Raw genomic sequence first — 18,978 nt, forward strand, 5'->3', positions numbered from 1 at the left:
GTTATTGTATAATTTTATTGCAGAAACCTGATCTACTTTTACTAACCGGCATCGATAGTACCACAAGTTATAACAAGAGTGGAGCTATCGCCAATGCTTCTGTGAGACTTGATTTGAAGAGCATTTATCATAACGAAGCACATTTCTCAGATGTTCTAACATTGATAAACAAAAAGACTGCACAATTTTACGGTGCAGTCTTTTCTTTTTGCTCAGTTTTACAATCATTGTAATAATTTGTTGGGAATATTTGTTTAGAAGCCAAAATGTAAACAGCAGCCGCCGCTAATAAAGTTCCCGCAAATAAAAAAACATATTGTACACCAATAACGTCCGCCATTCCTCCTAGTAATAAAGAAGCGACGCCAAACGTTAAAGAAGTTAATGCTCCTTGAGCTCCATAAATTTTTGGCAAGTTACCGGAAGAAGCTTTATTTTGAATAATAGTTTCCATGGTTATGGACTTTATTTGCTCAACTATGCCAAATAACACAGATAAAACTAAAGCGATCCAGGCGATACTATTATAACCAAAAAGTAAAGTAGCAGCACTTACACTGAAAGAAGTGATCATCAGTATCTTTCTCAAGTTTTTCTCAATGAACGAGGAATACTTCGTACAAAACAATCCACCAATGAGAAGGCCTATAAAGAAAGTTGTGTTGATATAGCCCCACCATGCTTCACTTTTCTGAAGAACTTCAGAAACAAAAACATAAATGATGGCGGCAATCCATACCACATTCGCTATGGATTCAATAAAGATCACCACATGTATTTTTCTAAGTACAGGTGTGTGCCAAATGATTTTCCAACCTTCTTTTAAAACTGTCCCGATAGAATTCTTTTCCTGCGGAAGATGAAACTCTGTTGAATCTTGAATCAGCATCATCAAACAAGAGGATATGACAAATAAAATAAACGTCAGCCATATGACGGCCTGACCCCCGATCAAGGCTACCAGTATACCTCCTAATGCCCATCCACCAAGCTGAATGATTTGTGATATAACTGAGAAGAAACTATTCGCTTTTACAATTTCATCTTTATGAACTAATCTGGGAAGCATCGCACGGCTCGCAGGTGCTGCCAAACCATCCAGGAAGGCTATTAAGAAAATAAACATAAGGATTATCATTATGGAACCTTTAGATTGTAGAGTGATCAAAGACGCTAAAACAAACAAGAGAACGGTTTTACTACTTTGTGACCCAGATAAAAGTGTTTTTAGTGGGTATTTATTAAACAATAATGGTGATAAATACCCACTGATAAACCGACCAAATGTATTAATGAATGGTAGCAAAGCTAAGTAAAATGCTGACTGTGAATCTGTGTACATTATAGAGATTAGGCCGACGATATAAAACACATCACCAAGATTGGCCGATGCTTGCCCGATCCATAAAAACCGAAAGGATGAAGACTTCATTTTATACTACCCCTTTTTTATCGTTTCCTTTACATATTCGATGAAAAAAAGGGTGTATTTACATTAAGGTTGAACCTCCTGTTTTAACTTTTTTATAATTCGTTTGTTATGTTCAAAGCAAATCTAAAAAATACTGCTATTACTCTAAATCTATGGGGTAGTAAAAACATTCCTAACGGTAAGTCTGTTTCTAACTATAAGTTTGTATTTATTTTACAAACCAACTATGCACGATTTTATCATAAAGGACAAAAATAAACTTGCTCTAGAATAAAAGTCTTCTATCAATTTACTAATCCGAAACCTCTATTGAAAATGATACAATCCCTACAAATGAAGATCCACCTTAAGTTCCTGTTCCTACAGATCCAACAGTAAAAGAGTATTAATGGGGGAAAAGGCATGAAAATGGTTTGCCCTAATATTAATGACTTAGCAAATTGGAAGAACATTTTTGAGTATGCAGTCAAAAACTCCACAAGGTTCAGCATCGTTTTTCCTGAAGGGGATCCTGACGATGAAAACCCCTTGTTAACTGGAAAAAATGATTTTTTAAACCTAGAAAACATAAGTATATCATCTTGGTATGGAATGGATAATTCCGTAAAAATTTCAGGTGAATTATGTAATGAATCATTAAATACATTTTATAAGTATATTACCCCTTCCTTTACAAATGAAGGTTCGTCTTTATGGCATTTCGAATTATGGGACGATAGCCAACCAATTCTAAGTATTTCTGACTTTAATGTATGTATTTTAAATCTCGATAACCAAGCTCTAAATGCAATAAAAAAAGAAAGAATTTCATTACACCAATTTGATGTAATCCAATAAGGTTAACCTCACCCCAACTGAAAAATCCTAAACACGATAGGGATTACACACACTGAACACCCATTATGCATACCTTTTTGTCAATTAACACTTCGATTATAGAAAATCCTAACAAAATATAAAATTCATCATTCCATTAAAACACTTACATTTGTCAGAAAAGCTTGTTAAAGTAAAGCCCCCGTTAGTTAAAGACTCGAAACTGAGATAATTAGTGAAATTATACTGTTAATGGAGTTATCATATTTTCCTTAATTCCATTTTCAATTGCCTCTAAATCATTATTTTCGATTCCATGAAGAGTTTCTTGCAAAACATATGTACTTTTATAAAAGTTTTCGAGAACGTTCGTGCCTTCTGGATATTGACTTAGACACCTTTCAACAAAAGGTTGACCATAACTTCTTTTTCTAATTTTTTTATACCTTTTATGTATTTAGGGAACCTGAAAACCAGCGTATCATTAACGATTAGAACATCATTGTACTGTCCAATATCATTCACTTGGATTTGATTTAATTCTAAATAAGCATAAAGCTCTCTCATTCTTTCTACATAAATAATCTTCACTCAACAACCTCCAATCAGTAACGTTTTTTAAGAGGGGGTGCTAAGTAAAAAGGTAAATGAGGGGATGCTACTAACTCCCGCTATACTGGAATTGCGTGTAATGCTAATAATCTTTACTCAAGCAAAAGAACAAACTCCTCTACATATCCACCACGTGCGTTAGAATACCCACTGTCTTCACCAGAGATTGTAAAACCACATTTATCCAGAACCTTTAGCGACCTAACATTGTCCTTGGCAGCACGGGCATAAAGTGGACGAATGGTAACGTGTTTTACAAATTCCCTTAAAGCATTAGTGGCTATTCCTCTGCCCCAGTATTCTTTTCCTATCCAATAGCTAACCCCTGGTACGCCGAACTGCTCGAAACATAGAATATTTCCAGCAACATCATTTTTAACAGTGATCGTTTGCTTAATGATGTCTTTATCCGCCAAGATTTTATTCCAATGGTTTAAGAAGCTGTGCCAATCCTCCGGATCCTTACTTGTAAACGCCGCCATATGATTTGCTTCCCGATCCTGTTGGTGTTTGAAGAAAACAGGAAGATCATCTTCAATTACATTTCGTAACATTATATTACTCACCAAAATTCCTCCTTTTGGTAAACGTATTTCACGTTATCCCATAAATTAAATGGTCCTTATTATGAAAAGAGTACGAACCCTACTCTTGAAAATCCCCCGTTTCTATAAGACTCTATTTCAAGATGTTCTAACAGTAGAGTACTTAAATTTCTAAACTCATTGTTACAGTTTTTTTGTTAAAACCCATTCCCTCGTATAATTCAATAGCTTTATTTCCAGAAAATACGCTTAGTCGGACTTCAAAGTACCCTTCATCCTTAAGATGACCAATGCCAGCTCTCATTAGCTTCTTAGAAATTCCCTTTCCTCTGAATGCTTCTAAAACAAATAACTCATAAATAAATCCGTTTGTTTTATCTGTAAATTGGTTTTTTCTACTGCCTAAAAGTATCCAGCCCATCAATTCATGACCATCTGTCGCAATTAAATAATAACTTCCTCTTTCTAAAAGGGACTCCACAAGTTGAGTGACTTTTTCAGTAGTAGGTCTTACTTCACCTAATGTTCCCTCGAACATTGCTTTGGGAGATAGAGATATAACTTTTTCAAGCTCATTATCATTAGGTTTTCTTATTATCATTGAACTTCCCCCCTCTTAACTATATGGTAATCCTGTACTCCTGACTAAATCCTCAGAATGTAAATAAGCTAGGGGCTTATTTTGCAAATGCCCCAGTTACCGGAAGACTCGATTTAGAGACACCTTAATTTCTCACACTTGTTTACCTAACGGGTGTTTCAATCCATCATAATTCCGCATTCAAATGCCACAATTTAATCGAAACCTTTCTTATTTCGCTTAAGGAAGTAATGAGATACAATTACCGCAATAACACCCACTATAATAAAAATGCCACTATACGGAAACTCTCCCTCAGTGATAAAAGTGACCAATCCTACAACCACTAGAGCTAATGCAAAGGATCGGCTTAACTTCCAAGTGATTAAAAACACAATTTCCCCTCCTTTAGATTCCCTTTTAGTTGAGGATTTGAAATAGAGATGTCTTGTTAAGCTATTATTCACCGCGCTACCCTCTCCAACCGATTTAAATAAAGAAAGAAATTCTGAGTAACTTATCGACTCGAACCTTTTCACTTTGTTTTTTTGTTAAAGGTGCGTTCCAGTATGATTAACCCCGTTCCCAAAACAGAGTTTGTAAGGAATACTCTTGCAAAGTAACATTACCTGACTGGATTAGGTCCACTAGAAGAAGGACAGAAAATAGAAAAATATACAATGAGGAATATAATAAGATTTTTATAAAAGGTTCATCCCCCGTTTCTTAAAGACTTGTAATCGAGAGAAATTGAACAGATCTTTCACTAATGCCCCTGTAAGCTCAATTATCTTCCTTCCAACCAATTTTCTTAATAATAACAGCTATAACTTTACTTTCATTAAACCCAAACTCTATATTTATCATATTTTCCTTATCAAAATATCCAAGGGTATCTAAGCCACTTTCAACCCTTTCATAATAGTTCTCACCGTATTCTTTAATTACTTGTTCTTTTTTATCCCCGGTTTTAATTTCTTTTGCAGTTTCAAATATTTTGGAGTTTTCGTGTGTTCTTCGAATGAATAATCGAATAACCTTGTCCTCTACAAAACCAAACTCCACACCATCGTAACTTAAATATTTTGACTTTGGATCTTCTATTTCTTCGATTTCAGTTGGTTTTCCAAAAGTGTTTATTACATCGTTCTCGGTTGAATTTAATGAGATAGAATTGATATTTTCACCAGAGAGGTCAACACTCTCTGTCCTTTTATAAAAATCCATCGTATCCTTCGCTAATGGTTCACACCCGATTAAAAATAAAAACATGATTATAGTTGAAATTACTGTTGATTTTTTTAGGTTTACTCTCAAAATAATTCCCTCATTTTTTCCACTAGAATACTTCACCATAAAATAAAAAATCCTTATCCACGTTAGCACAATAAGAGGTAGGAGCTGTGCAATATCGCCCCCGATTTTGGAAAAAACGATTTAAAGACATATGGGATTAAAACTTATTTCGTATCCTCCTGTTCAATAACACTTTAAGAAGAAGTATTTGGCTCTGCAATCACCTCTGTTGATTGAATAACACTCTCAGGAAGTGTAGCACCATCATTATTTTTGATATGTCCTTTGTTTAAAGCTATCTCTGCATCACCCATATATAACGGTGAAAACGAATACTTTCTGCTTGAATAATCAAGCTCGTCTATCTTACCTTTCTTTACTACTAGGAACGTGTAATCATTCCCTTCAGTTGTTGTGAATTCACTAGAACCTGCGATTGTATTATGAAGAGCCAACGTACCCGTAAGTTTAACAACTATGTAGCCTTGGTTTACTCGCTTCATTCCATATGCACTGTACTGGTGGTTGCCTGAACGAACTATAAATATTTCATCATTATCAGTAGTATTAATTTGTTCCACGTAGCTTCTAGGATTTTTTTCAAGAAACTGGTGCAGAGCTTCTTCTTTTGTAGCGAAGGTTTTTTCTATGTCAGAACTATTATATTCATTATTACTGCAACCAGCTAATATTAAGAGAAACATAAATAATAAAACTGAAAGATACCTCAACTTCACATCTCCCTTTTTAAGCTCAAAAAAACCTATTTAATTTTACTGTCTCTAAGTGAAAAAGCAAACATTTATATTGAGCAATCCCCTCCCGATACATGAACACTCAAACTCGAGGCATTTAGAGTATCGCCCTTTAATTAATAAAGGATTGATTTTCCTTTAAGAATAAGTCAACCACTTCATTAAAACCCTTTGCTTCCTCTAAAAATGGGTAATGGTTACTTTTCTCAAAGATAACTAATTTCGAATTAGGAATACCTTCATTCATTTCAATTGAGTAACTCAGTGGGCACTGAACATCATGCCTACCACATATAATTAAAGTAGGTGTTGATATAAACTCTAACTTTCTAGTTACATCATAGACCTGTAATTCACGGTTGAAGAAATTCATTCGAATAGTTGATATTCCTTTATGAATGTTAAGAGAAAATAGCTGCTCATATTTTTCAGGCATATATAAAGATAGTTTAGTTCTTTTAACCTTTAATTCAGTTCTGTTTTCTGGTGGTAGATCCGAACGTTTTAAAGCTTCAATTAGTTTTTGCATTATATGAAAATCAGGATGTTCTGAATTGTAAATACACTCTTTCGAAAATGTCATATATTCTCTTGCTGCTGCTCCTACAATTACATTAAAATCTAGACGTTCTGAAAAGTATATACCGTAAATTACTCCCAGCATCCCTCCAGTCGAATGTCCAGCAAATCCCCATTTACTAAAGCCTAATTCTTCTCTGATAGCTTCTAAATCGAATATGGATTCCAACATGCTTAATTGGTACGGTTCCTTCGCTTCATCTGAATGCCCTGCTTCTCTTAAATTAACTAAGAATACCTTGTTCGTGCTTGTAAAGGACTTTGCAAAGTAATCTCCTGTTTGATTAAATTCAGAATAATGGTGGGTTACACAAATTGGATCCCCCTCCCCCTTTATAAATATCTCAAATACACCGCGATCCGTATGTATTAATTTCCTTTCCCAATTAACCAATACTAGCCCCCCCTCCATACATGTATTAATGTGAATTTTAACACAACATTTTACAGCAATATCTCAAAACTGAGTCTTCAAATAAACCTGCCCTAAACGTATGAAGGGGACAATTCCTCTATTTCAGAATTGCCCCCAATACACGAAGACTGTATTTCAAGAGACCTATTATTAATTAGAAATTTTTAAACTACACCCCTGTTTTTCTTAATTAATTTAAGTTGTAGAATTGTTTTGATGACAAGTGCTCCAAGCAATACCCAATAGACAATACTATCAAAGGATACTGGAGAATTTACATTGGGTTCTAGGACATTTAGTATTGTGGAAATACCTAAAAAAACAGCTAACGATACTATATATGAGATACCTTTAAATTCAGTATCTTTCTTTAGGACAACATTTAAGATAAATAACGCAAAAAGTATTAGAAGCAAAACTACATTATTTGATGTTGCTATAAAAAAAGAGTCTGGATAATAAAAGGAAATAGCAAAAGTAAACAGGAAAATTAAAAATATAACACTTGTCAAATTAGAAATAATTGCTTTTTTCACAAGCTATCCTCCTTTCCTTATAAACATACGAAATCCCCTACAATTTAGTTTCAAACTGTTTATTATCTTCCGATTATTCAAGAATCCTGCCTTAAACGTATGAAGGGGACAATTCTTCTATTTCTGAATTGCCCCCTATTGCGGAAGACTTGAATCCGAGATATCTTCCGGTAGATTTGCCAATAATACATTCAATAGTTGAAAACTTGAAGTGAAGATAATAGGTTTAATTTCTGTATCCTAATGTAGAGTACTCAAATGCTCATGAACTACTTTCCATCCCTGACCATCCTTTTTAAATACATTTGTCCCTCTTCCTTGACCTTCCTTTAGTATACCGTCTATTTTTCCTGCCCAGTGAAATTTGTAAATGCATACGGCAACTGTATCACTTGTACTTATCCAATTTACATCATATATTTGATATTCTTCATCACGGATATGCTCCCACGTTTTTTCAAAGTAACTTTTAAGATTTTCATGTCCATAGACAATTTCATCAGAAAAGTAATATACAGCTTCTTCACTTATTAACTCAGACACATTTTTGAAATTATGAGTGTTTGTTGCTTCTTCTAACAACTTCAATGCTTCTTGTGGAGTTGATGCAAACATCGAAAGCCCTCCCAATTTTAAATTAATTTTAAATTAATTTTTTATACTCTCGAATCTCATCCCTTAATTCTCTCTTTTATTAATAAGATATCAATATTGATAAACTTAACATATCATAAGTCCTTAATTATGAGAACGATGACCATTGTTAAAGCACACCATCAAGAGCACTTGTTCTGGTAAGCTCCTACATTAAAGGGATAACCTTACAAAACATAAATTACATCCTCCTTTTTCAAGCAAAAAAGCCAGCATTAGATGACTGACTTTTCAATTTTCTTATTCAACTAAAGCCCCCGTTTCTTTAGGAGTCGAATTCGCGGTAACTATATAATTATTCAAAAAAACACACCTGCATTTTGTTACCATCCAAGTCGTAAAAGTCAAAGAAGTTATTTACTCCATCGTTATGTAGTTGATCAATTTGTACTCCCTGACTATTTAAATTTTCATGTGCTTCTTTTATATCCTTGGTAAAGAATATAGGATAACTATTATTACTGTCACTATCAGTATTGCCCTCTTCGATTGTCAACGGGACACTACTATTACCAACACTTAAAACCCGGTAGCCCTCCCCACTAAATGAAACTGTAAGACCCAATACATTTTGATACCAATTACTAGCCTTTTCAACGTTACTCACTGTTAAACACATTGTATCAATTCTCTCAAACATAAGTATCCTCCTAAAATTTTATTATTTATTTTGTTAATCCTCCGTTCCACTGGTAAAACTTCACATAATTCAAATTATTTCAAAATATTGTTAAAAAAGCAATGTTCGGGTCTTATATCTCGAATTCAAGTCTTCAACTAACCTGCCCTATTCTTGAATACCCAGAATTCCCCCCTACCCAAAAGCACAAAAAAAAGAAAGCCCAATCCAAAATTGAACTTTCCTTAATGTAAACATCTTTTACTATTGTCCTGTGATCTAAGTAAGAAAATACACGAAAATGGCGATGGAACCGATGTATGAAAATATCGCCTGAGCCCAGTATTTTTTCTTTTCATTTTTCAACATATAAAAGTTATAGAGGATAAATGCGGAAATCGATACCAGGAGGCTCAAGACCGGTTCAATCGACAGCATGGGTTCCTGGAATGCGAAAGAGAGCCATGTATACAAATATACAAAGCAGGTCAATAATCCCAGGGATGCGTTCATAATGATAAAAAACGAATGTTTCTTTGACTTCATCCAAATCACCAAAACTTTCTGATGATTCCATCCTACTAGGATTGTCTATGAATAGCAACTTCACCTTGTTAATTCATTGTAAAAACCGTCGGGTCCTCTTTCCACTGGGACAGCGACTTCTCTTGTTCTTCGCTCAACTGCCCCTCTTCAACCATCACCTCCAACAGCTGATCATAGCTTGCGAGCGCCTGGTAAGGGAGGTCATGCTTTCGGAACGCTTCTACGGATTCTTTTAAATTATAAGTGAAGATGGAGAGGACTTGGACGACTTCCACCCCTGATTCTCTTAACGCTTCTGCAGCCTGGATTGATGATTTCCCCGTCGAAACTAAATCTTCGATGACGACGGCTTTCTGCCCTTGATGGAAATGGCCTTCGATTTGATTGCCTTTGCCATGTTTCTTCGCTGAGGAGCGTACATACACCATCGGTTTGTCGAGAATGTCTGCCACCCATGCGGCATGAGGGATCCCAGCCGTTGCACAGCCCGCAATCAGGTCGACATCGGAAGAGAGCCTTTTGATTTTATCAGTAAAAGCATAAGCGATATTGCTGCGAATGTCCGGATAAGACATCGTCAGACGGTTGTCACAATAGATTGGAGACCGCAGTCCGGACGTCCATGTGAAAAGGTCTTCGGTTTCTACTTTCACCGCTCCGATTTGAAGCAGATCATGAATAAGTGGATGAGCCATGAGTGAATTCCTCCTTCATTAGTTCGTACGTGTGCCGAGGGTTTGCAGAATCCCTTATCTCCCGGCCGACGACAATCGAATCGCTCTCGGCTCGTTTGGCGTCTACGGGGGTTGCAATCCGCTTTTGGTCGTGGGAATCATTGCCGGGTAGACGTATTCCCGGGGTCAAGGTCATGAAAGGCCCATCCAGGGCTTGTTTGATGCCCGCAGATTCCCGGACCGAGCAGACGACTCCATCGGCACCATTTTCAGATGCCAGGCGGCTGTAATGGGTGACCATTTCATCGAGCGACTTCTTCAGCATCAGTTCTTCTCCAACCATCGTTTCATCGGTCGAGGTCAGAATCGTGACCGCAAGAAGCAACGGCCGCTCCTCATCACTTCCCTGTTCAAGTCCGAGACGCGCAGCCTCGATCATTTTCCCTCCTCCTTGAGCGTGGACGTTGACAACATCGACATCCAGCCGGGCCAGGTTCGCCATCGCACGCTGGACGGTTACCGGTATATCGTGCAGTTTCAAATCGAGGAAGATCGGGTGCTTGTTTTCTTTCAACTGCCGGATGATGGAGGCTCCTTCTTTGTAAAAAAGCTCCATGCCGACTTTCACAGGAATCCCTTCCAACTCATTCTCCTGTAAAAACGTTAGTGCTTCTTTTCCATTCGGAAAATCAAGTGCGAAATAGACTGGATGGAGTTTTTTCATCGTGGGCACCTCCGATCGCTTCTTCTAAGGATGAAAATCCATACTTCTCAAGAGCATCCGGAAGTTCATCGATCAACTCTTTACAAATCAACGGGTTTTTGAAATTCGCACTTCCGACCGCGACGGCACTGGCTCCTGCAAGTAAATATTCGATGATATCATCCGTCGTTTCGATGCCGCCCATACCGATGATCGGGAGGTCGACAGCTTGATACACTTGATGGATCATCCGGATGGCAACCGGCTTGATCGCGGGTCCGGATAAGCCGCCTGTCCCGTTGGCAATGATCGGCTTACGGGTCGCCGGATCGATGCGCATGCCTGTCAACGTATTGACCATGGAGAGTCCGTCCGCTCCTCCTGCTTCCACTGCTTTTGCCATCGCTACGATATCCGTGACATTAGGCGAGAGTTTCACATACACCTGCACGCTGCTGACTTCTTTCACGAGCCGGGTCACTTCTTCGGCAAGAGATGAATCCGTCCCGAACTGGACACCGCCTTCTTTCACATTGGGACAGGAGATGTTCAATTCAATGGCGTCGACGTGGTCGGAGATTTTTTCTGCCACTTGCACATATTCTTCCACCGTGCTTCCCGCTACGTTTGCAATAATCGGAACGTCATACCCTTTCATAAAAGGAATTTCTATTTCGATGATGCTGTCGACACCCGGGTTCTGCAAACCTATGGCGTTCAACATCCCGCTGGACGTTTCAGCAACTCGCGGCGTCGGGTTTCCGAACCGTTTTTCTCCCGTGGCTGCTTTGATGATGACAGCTCCCAAATCTGATAGATCATAGAACTGAGCGAATTCTTTCCCGAATCCGAAACAACCAGAGGCGGGCATGATCGGATTTTTCAAATGTAGTCCAGGCAGGTCGATTCGAATATCCATTACAGCACCACCTCCTCTGCTTTGAATACAGGACCGTCACAGCAAATTCTCCGGTATCCTTTTTCATCCATATCAGGGGTGGGCACGACGCATGCAAAACAGGCTCCGATGCCGCATCCCATCCGCTCTTCCATAGAGATGTAACCGGGTAGATGAGGGAGATGTTCCGTGACTGCTTTCAACATGACTCCCGGTCCGCAGGAAAAGTACGTATCGATGGTTGGCTCAAGGTTCGGGAGGACATCTGTCACCAAGCCTTTTTCTCCATAGGAGCCGTCATTCGTCACCACGGTCACTTCTCCTAATTCACGGAACTCATCTTCATAAAAAACATCAGCTTCCGAGCGGAACCCGAGCACACTGGTCACCTTGATGCCGCGCTCCACCAGATTTTTTGCCAGGTAATAAAGAGGCGGAACCCCGATGCCACCTCCGATAATCAACGCGTGCTTGCTTTCAAGCGAGGCGACCGGGAAGCCCCGGCCTCCTGGACCTAGCACATCCAGCTGATCTCCGACACGTTTTTCCGTCAAAGCATCCGTCCCTTTTCCCATCACTTTATACAACAACGTCAACGTCTGCTCATGGAAATCGACGTCAGCGATGGACACCGGTCGCCGAAGGAAGAATTCCGGATTGATCTGGATATGGACGAACTTCCCCGGTTCGTCCACCTCCTCGATCAGGTCTCCTTTCAGGATGAGCTGGTACGTATCTCTGGCAATGCTCTTATGTTCAATCACCTTCATCCATTCGCGCCTCATTGGAATTGGACCGCTCCCTTCTGCGGGATGGAACGAGCGGTGAAGGACATCGCATTGATGACATCGACGATGGTCTTCGCTGTATCGAGACTCGTCAAGCACGCGATGCCGTGTTCGACCGCAGTCCGGCGGATTCTGAATCCGTCCGATCTTGCCTGCATCCCTTTGTTGAGCGTATTGATGACGAACTGGACATGGTCGTTTTGAATCAAGTCGAGGACATCTCTTTGATCCGATCCGACTTTGCCGACGGCTTCGACCGGGATGCCGGCTTCCTCGATGACCCGGGCTGTCCCTTCCGTCGCGAAAAGCTGGAATCCGAGTTCAAAGAATGTGTTGGCGATGGTCAGCATTTCCGTTTTGTCTTTATCTGCGACAGTCAATAGCACCGCTCCCTGGGTCGGAATTTTGAGACCTGCTGAGGTCATGCCTTTATAGAGGGCTTTTTCCAACGTCTGATCATAGCCGATAACTTCACCCGTCGATTTCATTTCCGGTCCGAGTGTCGTATCGACGCTTCTCAGTTTTTCAAATGAGAAGACTGGAACTTTGACATACACCCCTTCCGGCTTTTCAGCCACCCCTGATGGATACCCGAGAACGGCAAGTTTTTCCCCTAGAATGGCTCTTGTTGCGAGCTGTGCCATTTGGACGCCGGTGATTTTACTCAAGAACGGAACCGTCCGGCTCGCACGTGGATTCACTTCCAGCACATAAGCCGTGTCTTTATGGATGACGAACTGGATATTGATCAGGCCTTTCATGTTCAGTTCCGTTGCTATTTTCTTCGTCGCATCGATGCACTGCAGTTCGACTTCCGGTTTCAAACGCTGGGTCGGGTAGACCGCCATCGAGTCTCCTGAGTGGACGCCGGCGCGTTCGATATGTTCCATGATTCCCGGAATGAACACATCTTTACCATCCGTGATTGCATCGACTTCGATTTCCATCCCGGTCATATATTTATCGATCAGGATCGGGTGTCCGTTATGCACAGTGACATTGTTCTCTAAGTAGGCGATGAGCTCCTCTTTGGAATAGACGATCGCCATAGCGCGTCCACCGAGGACGTAAGATGGTCTTACTACGAGCGGGTAGCCGATGTGTTCCGCTGCCTGCAGGGCTTCCTGTTCACTCGTGACACTTTCACCACCAGGCTTAGGGATGTCGAGTTTATTCATCAATTGCTCGAAGAGGTCGCGGTCTTCCGTCTCGTTGATGGCTTCCATCGTCGTTCCTAAAATATTCACGCCGTGACGATTCAAACCATCCACTAGGTTGATGGCCGTCTGTCCGCCGAATTGGACGATGACGCCTTCCGGCTGTTCCAAATCGATCACGTTCAAGACATCCTCAAGCGTCAACGGTTCGAAATACAGTTTATCCGATACGCTGAAGTCCGTGGAGACCGTTTCCGGGTTGTTGTTCATGATGATCGCTTCATACCCCATCTCTTTCAAGGCAAGCACCGAGTGGACGGTGGCGTAATCGAACTCGACGCCCTGCCCGATCCGGATTGGCCCGGAACCGATGACGAGCACTTTTTTGCTGGAGGACGGCAGTGATTCATTCTCTTCCTCATAACTACTGTAGAAGTACGGTGTTTCTGAGACGAACTCGCCGGCACACGTGTCGACCATTTTATAAACCGGTTGAATGCTGTGTTCCCTCCTGTAATTCAGTACGGTATCCAGGTCGCTTCCTATCACCCTTGCAATCTGCAAGTCTGAGAATCCAGCCTCTTTCGCAGTTCTTATTAGTTCTGGATGGAGACCTTCATGAAGGAGCGACCGTTCCAAATCGATGATTCTTTTCATTTTGTTCAGGAAAAAGTAATCGATGCCGGTGACCTCATGAATTTCATCGATCGTATGCGCGCGGCGCAGAGCTTCAGCCAGAATGAAAATCCTCTCATCATCGGCGGACTTCATCCGCTGGAACAATTCATCCGTCCGCAAATGGGTGATCGAGGAAAGGTACAGTTCCTCCGTCTCCCCTTCCAGGGAACGTACCCCTTTCAGCAATGATTCTTCCATGGTCCGTCCAATCGACATCACTTCACCGGTCGCTTTCATCTGTGTACCCAGATGGCGGTTTCCCTTGGCGAATTTGTCAAAAGGCCAGCGTGGAATTTTTGTGACGACATAATCGAGTGCCGGTTCGAAACAGGCATACGTCGTTCCGGTAATCGGGTTTCTTATTTCATCCAGCGTCATGCCGATGGCGATTTTGGCAGCCATTTTGGCAATCGGGTAGCCGGTCGCTTTGGATGCCAGTGCAGACGAACGGCTCACTCTCGGGTTCACTTCGATCACATAATATTGGAAGCTGTCCGGGTCGAGTGCGAGCTGGACGTTACACCCACCTTCGATGTCGAGGGCGCGGATGATTTCAAGCGATGCGTTCCTGAGCATCTGGTACTCACGATCGCTTAGTGTCTGCGATGGAGCGACGACGATCGAATCCCCTGTGTGAATGCCGACAGGATCGAAGTTTTCCATATTACAGACGACGATGGCATGGTTGCTTTTATCGCGCATCACCTCGTATTCGACTTCTTTGAATCCGGCGATGTTTTTCTCAATCAGGCATTGGTTGACCGGGGACATCGACAGTCCGCTGCGGGCAGTTTCTCTTAATTCCGCTTCATTGTCACACATGCCTCCGCCGGCGCCGCCCATCGTATAAGCAGGACGAACGATGACCGGATAGCCGATCGTCTCGGCAAAGTCGACCGCTGCATCGACCGAGCTGATGATTTCACTTTCCGGAACCGGCTGTCCGAGTTCGTGCATGAGGGAACGGAATTTCTCACGGTCTTCCGCTCGCTGGATCGCTTCCAGCGGAGAGCCGAGCAGTTCGACTGCGAACTCTTCCAAGATGCCCGATTCGCTCAAACCGACCGCCATGTTCAAGCCGGTCTGACCGCCTAACGTTGGAAGGATGGCATCCGGTTTTTCTTTACGGATGATTTTTTGGAGGAATTCCACCGTCAATGGTTCCATGTACACTTCATCCGCAAACGTGTGGTCGGTCATGATCGTCGCAGGGTTGGAGTTGGCGAGGATCACTTCATACCCTTCTTCTTTCAATGACTGACAGGCTTGAGTTCCTGAATAATCGAACTCTGCGGCCTGCCCGATAACAATCGGTCCGGATCCGATCACTAAAATTTTATTTATATCTGTACGTTTTGGCATGCGAATTCCTCCTTCATCGTCGTTTCATGCTCCTTGATGCGTCGTAAAAATTCATCGAACAAATGGGATGTATCTTCAGGTCCAGGTGAACTCTCCGGGTGGTACTGTACCGAGAACATCGGGTGGACACTGTGTTCCAACCCTTCGACCGAATCATCGTTCAAGGAAATCTGGGTAAGGTTCAACTCCGTCCTTGCAAGCGTCCGCTGCTCTACGGCATAGCCATGGTTTTGGGAAGTAATATACGTGCGTCCACTCTCCAGGTCTTTGACCGGCTGATTCACACCCCGGTGTCCGAATTTCATCTTGGCGGTATCGGCGCCGCAGGCAAGAGCGATCAACTGATGGCCGAGGCAGATACCGAAGATCGGAACCCTGCCTTTCAAATGCCGGATTGTTTCAATCGCTTCCGGTACATCTTTTGGATCTCCCGGGCCATTGGAGAGCATGACGCCGTCGGGTTTCAAGCGCATGATTTCCTCCGCTGTCGTATCATAAGGGACGACAGTGACATGGCAGTTGCGTTTCGTGAACTCCCGCAATATGCCGTGTTTCATGCCGAAGTCCATCAACACGATGCGGTCTCCTCTTCCCGGTACCACATAAGGCTTGACGGTCGATACACGCTCGACCTGGTCGGTCATGAGCGGCGTATTTTGAAGCAGGTCCACCACTTCTTCCGGGGTACGGTCCATCGATGCGATCATCGCTTTCATCGTTCCGTGTGTACGTATGATTTTCGTCAGCTTCCGCGTATCTATCCCGCTGATGCCGGGAATCCGTTTCGCTTTCAAAAATTCGTCCAGCGTCTCTTCATTCCTGAAGTTCGATGGATTTTCACAATGCTCTTTCACGACTACTCCGAAAACGGCAGGGTCTACAGTTTCAAAATCATCCCTGTTGATGCCGTAATTTCCGATCAACGGGTACGTGAACGTGATGATCTGACCGCAGTACGAAGGGTCGGAGATCACCTCCTGGTATCCTGTCATTCCGGTGTTAAATACGATCTCACCGATTTTTTCCTCTTCACTTCCGAATCCCTGACCTACAAAAACCGTTCCATCTTCAAGCACGAGCTGTTTCATATTTAGCCTCCTCCCAAATGATTTCGCCTTCGACCATCGTCATGACCGGCCATCCTTTCACTGCCCAGCCATCAAAAGGACTGTTCTTCCCTTTCGAGATCAGTTTCCGGCGGTCAATCGGCTTTTTCGTTTCGAGATCAATCAGTGTCATATCAGCAGGAGCCCCTGCTTCCAAGTGACCGAAAGGCAGTTGGAAAATCCGTGACGGATGCACCGTCAGCCATGCAATCAGCTGCTGCAGGGTGGCCGTTCCTTTTTCAACAAAATAAGTGTAAAGCAGTGGAAAGGCTGTTTCTAATCCTGTGATTCCGAACGGTGATCCAAGGAACCCTTGCTGCTTTTCTTCTTCTGTGTGTGGAGCGTGATCGGTCGCAATACAGTCGATCGTTCCGTCCAAGAGACCATCGATCAGCGCCTGCTGGTCTTCTTTCGAGCGAAGCGGCGGATTCATCTTGAACAATGCATCATCTTCCTGTACAGATCTTTCATTCAATAACAGGTGGTGAGGCGTCACTTCCGCTGTCACGTTGATGCCCGCGCGTTTCGCATCCCGGATGACCCGGACGGACTCCTTCGTAGAGACGTGACAGACATGGTAATGACAGCCGGCCGCTTCTGCAAGAAGCACATCCCGGGCGATCTGCACGGATTCCGCTGCATTCATGATCCCCGGCAGGTTCAATCGCCTGCTGACCTCCCCTTCGTGAGACACGCCGCCATATACGAGCGAATTGTCTTCACAATGGGCGACGATCGCTTTTCCGAGCCGAGCTGCTTCCTGCATCGCTTCGTACATCGTTCCGGCGCTCTGGACACCGACGCCGTCATCCGTGAAAGCGAAAGCCCCATGGCTGCTGAGCGTTTCCATATCGACAAGCTCTTCGCCGAGCTGGCGTGTCGTGATCGATGCATAAGGCAGCACACGGACGTTGGCCGTCGTTTCTATTTTTTCCAGCAGACTGTTCAAATGTTCTTCAGAATCCGGGACCGGACGTGTATTCGGCATGGCACAGACCGTCGTGAACCCGCCTTTCGCAGCAGCCATTGTTCCAGTCTCAATGGTTTCCTTCGCTTCTCCGCCGGGCTCCCTCAAATGGACGTGCACATCGACGAACCCTGCTGAGATCAGATGGCCTTGTGCGTCGATCGTCTCATCGGCTTGTGATGAGATCCTCTTTTCGACTGCCTGGATGGTGCTGTCTTCGATCAAAACCTCACAGGACTCCAGTTTTCCATTTAGTAACCGCTTCGCGTTGATGATTTTGCGCTTCATTTAAAGCTCCCCTTTCAAAAGTGTTTGCAGAACTGCCATTCGGATCGTCACTCCATTCGTCATTTGCCTGAAGATTCTTGACTTTGGTGACTCTACCAGACTTCCATCCATTTCTACTCCCCGGTTCACAGGTGCTGGGTGCATGATGATGGCGTGATCTTTCATTTTCGCCTCTCTCTGTTTCGTCAGTCCGTATTCTTCCAGATAAGTTGTTTGAGAGGATCGATCATTGTGCCGTTCATGTTGAATCCTGAGCAGCATGAGCACGTCGCATTGCTCAACGGCTTCGTCCATAGTTATGTAGTGATTCGTGATGGAATCGTCCTGCCATTCAGGCTTGGTTATGAAAGAAACGCGCGCTCCGAGCTGGGTCAACGCATGAGCGTTCGACCTCGCGACCCGGCTGTGCTTCAAATCTCCCGCGATGGCGACGTGAACATTTTCGAACGTATGGAAGTGTTCCTGAATCGTATATAAATCAAGCAGTGATTGAGTCGGATGTTCGCCGCACCCATCTCCTGCGTTGATGAGGGATAGATTGAGATCTTCGGTGCAATCATTCAGAACGCCGACTTCGGATTGTCGGACGACGGCTACATCAACGCCGATCGCTTCTAAGGTTTTCAACGTATCGGACAAGCTTTCCCCTTTGGTCATACTTGAGTCGTTCTCACCGAGATGCAGCACATCCAGACCGAGTTTCCTTTCTGCGATATGGAAACTGCTTTTCGTTCGTGTGCTTGGTTCAAGGAATAGATTGGCTGCAAACTTATCGGTATGCATGGCGGAACGCTGTCCATGCTCCATCGCCCGTGCCACATTGAAAATATGGAGAATCTGGTCATTGGTCAGTTGTTTCATGGAGAGTAAGTGTTTCATAGATTCATCCTCCTCTTTTTTCAGGAGTCTTTCCTACTCCCTTCGAGATGCAAGGGGGAAAGTTCCTTTGTAAGTAATGTAAAAATTTGTATT

General features: G+C 42.8%; 20 protein-coding genes. 1 reads left to right on the top strand and 19 read right to left on the bottom strand.

All coding sequences use genetic code 11. From position 1 onward, the window contains the following. Positions 1–187: 187 nt before the first annotated feature. Positions 188–1,432, bottom strand: a complete 1,245-nt coding sequence (locus LCL89_RS05605) for an MFS transporter (protein ID WP_224808519.1) — start codon at positions 1,430–1,432, stop codon at positions 188–190. 402 nt (positions 1,433–1,834) lie between these two features. On the opposite strand from LCL89_RS05605, the gene LCL89_RS05610 reads away from it, so the two are divergent. After that, positions 1,835–2,269: a hypothetical protein gene (locus LCL89_RS05610; RefSeq protein ID WP_224808521.1), complete on the top strand. Its 435-nt coding sequence runs from the start codon at positions 1,835–1,837 to the stop codon at positions 2,267–2,269. A gap of 369 nt (positions 2,270–2,638) precedes the next feature. Here the strand turns inward: LCL89_RS05610 and LCL89_RS05615 are convergent, their stop codons facing one another. From LCL89_RS05615 to LCL89_RS05700, 18 genes are all read right to left on the bottom strand, one after another. Further along, positions 2,639–2,839 (bottom strand): hypothetical protein, encoded by a 201-nt coding sequence (locus LCL89_RS05615; RefSeq protein ID WP_224808523.1) that lies wholly within the window; start codon positions 2,837–2,839, stop codon positions 2,639–2,641. 113 nt (positions 2,840–2,952) lie between these two features. After that, positions 2,953–3,414 (bottom strand): GNAT family N-acetyltransferase, encoded by a 462-nt coding sequence (locus tag LCL89_RS05620; protein ID WP_224809587.1) that lies wholly within the window; start codon positions 3,412–3,414, stop codon positions 2,953–2,955. Between the two features lie 154 nt (positions 3,415–3,568). Next, a complete protein-coding gene (locus LCL89_RS05625; RefSeq protein ID WP_224808524.1) occupies positions 3,569–4,006 on the bottom strand; it encodes a GNAT family N-acetyltransferase in 438 nt (145 codons plus the stop codon). A 762-nt stretch (positions 4,007–4,768) separates the two neighbouring features. Continuing rightward, positions 4,769–5,341, bottom strand: a complete 573-nt coding sequence (locus tag LCL89_RS05630) for a hypothetical protein (RefSeq protein ID WP_224808526.1) — start codon at positions 5,339–5,341, stop codon at positions 4,769–4,771. A 134-nt stretch (positions 5,342–5,475) separates the two neighbouring features. Further along, positions 5,476–5,985, bottom strand: coding sequence for a hypothetical protein (locus LCL89_RS05635; RefSeq protein WP_224808528.1), 510 nt, complete (start codon positions 5,983–5,985; stop codon positions 5,476–5,478). Positions 5,986–6,148: 163 nt separating this feature from the next. Further along, complete coding sequence (locus LCL89_RS05640) at positions 6,149–7,027, bottom strand: alpha/beta fold hydrolase (RefSeq protein WP_404813401.1); 879 nt, start codon at positions 7,025–7,027, stop codon at positions 6,149–6,151. Between the two features lie 167 nt (positions 7,028–7,194). Next, positions 7,195–7,566: a hypothetical protein gene (locus LCL89_RS05645; RefSeq protein WP_224808532.1), complete on the bottom strand. Its 372-nt coding sequence runs from the start codon at positions 7,564–7,566 to the stop codon at positions 7,195–7,197. 240 nt (positions 7,567–7,806) lie between these two features. Then, positions 7,807–8,181 (bottom strand): YybH family protein, encoded by a 375-nt coding sequence (locus tag LCL89_RS05650; protein ID WP_224808534.1) that lies wholly within the window; start codon positions 8,179–8,181, stop codon positions 7,807–7,809. Positions 8,182–8,515: 334 nt separating this feature from the next. Further along, positions 8,516–8,860: a VOC family protein gene (locus LCL89_RS05655; protein WP_224808536.1), complete on the bottom strand. Its 345-nt coding sequence runs from the start codon at positions 8,858–8,860 to the stop codon at positions 8,516–8,518. Between the two features lie 403 nt (positions 8,861–9,263). Further along, positions 9,264–9,416, bottom strand: coding sequence for a hypothetical protein (locus LCL89_RS05660; protein WP_224808538.1), 153 nt, complete (start codon positions 9,414–9,416; stop codon positions 9,264–9,266). A gap of 37 nt (positions 9,417–9,453) precedes the next feature. Further along, the gene (gene pyrE / locus LCL89_RS05665; RefSeq protein ID WP_224808540.1) at positions 9,454–10,080 is read right to left on the bottom strand and encodes an orotate phosphoribosyltransferase; all 627 of its coding nucleotides are present in this window, start codon (positions 10,078–10,080) and stop codon (positions 9,454–9,456) included. Next, positions 10,058–10,783, bottom strand: coding sequence for an orotidine-5'-phosphate decarboxylase (gene pyrF, locus LCL89_RS05670; RefSeq protein ID WP_224808542.1), 726 nt, complete (start codon positions 10,781–10,783; stop codon positions 10,058–10,060). Before pyrF ends, pyrE begins: the two co-directional genes overlap by 23 nt. Beyond that, positions 10,749–11,681 (bottom strand): dihydroorotate dehydrogenase, encoded by a 933-nt coding sequence (locus LCL89_RS05675; protein WP_224808551.1) that lies wholly within the window; start codon positions 11,679–11,681, stop codon positions 10,749–10,751. Before LCL89_RS05675 ends, pyrF begins: the two co-directional genes overlap by 35 nt. Next, the gene (locus tag LCL89_RS05680; RefSeq protein WP_224808554.1) at positions 11,681–12,445 is read right to left on the bottom strand and encodes a dihydroorotate dehydrogenase electron transfer subunit; all 765 of its coding nucleotides are present in this window, start codon (positions 12,443–12,445) and stop codon (positions 11,681–11,683) included. Before LCL89_RS05680 ends, LCL89_RS05675 begins: the two co-directional genes overlap by 1 nt. Next, on the bottom strand, positions 12,442–15,645 hold the full coding sequence (gene carB, locus LCL89_RS05685; protein ID WP_224808564.1) for a carbamoyl-phosphate synthase large subunit: 3,204 nt from the start codon (positions 15,643–15,645) through the stop codon (positions 12,442–12,444). Before carB ends, LCL89_RS05680 begins: the two co-directional genes overlap by 4 nt. Beyond that, positions 15,624–16,733, bottom strand: a complete 1,110-nt coding sequence (locus LCL89_RS05690) for a carbamoyl phosphate synthase small subunit (RefSeq protein WP_224808567.1) — start codon at positions 16,731–16,733, stop codon at positions 15,624–15,626. The genes carB and LCL89_RS05690 overlap by 22 nt, the downstream gene beginning before the upstream one ends. Then, complete coding sequence (locus LCL89_RS05695) at positions 16,714–18,006, bottom strand: dihydroorotase (RefSeq protein ID WP_224808569.1); 1,293 nt, start codon at positions 18,004–18,006, stop codon at positions 16,714–16,716. Before LCL89_RS05695 ends, LCL89_RS05690 begins: the two co-directional genes overlap by 20 nt. Next, entirely contained in the window at positions 18,007–18,885 is an 879-nt protein-coding gene (locus LCL89_RS05700) for an aspartate carbamoyltransferase catalytic subunit (protein ID WP_224808571.1), read from the bottom strand. Positions 18,886–18,978: the final 93 nt, after the last annotated feature.

Origin of the sequence: Halobacillus yeomjeoni, assembly GCF_020171525.1 — a bacterium.
In the GTDB taxonomy this organism is placed as follows: Bacteria; Bacillota; Bacilli; order Bacillales; family Halobacillaceae; genus Halobacillus; species Halobacillus yeomjeoni.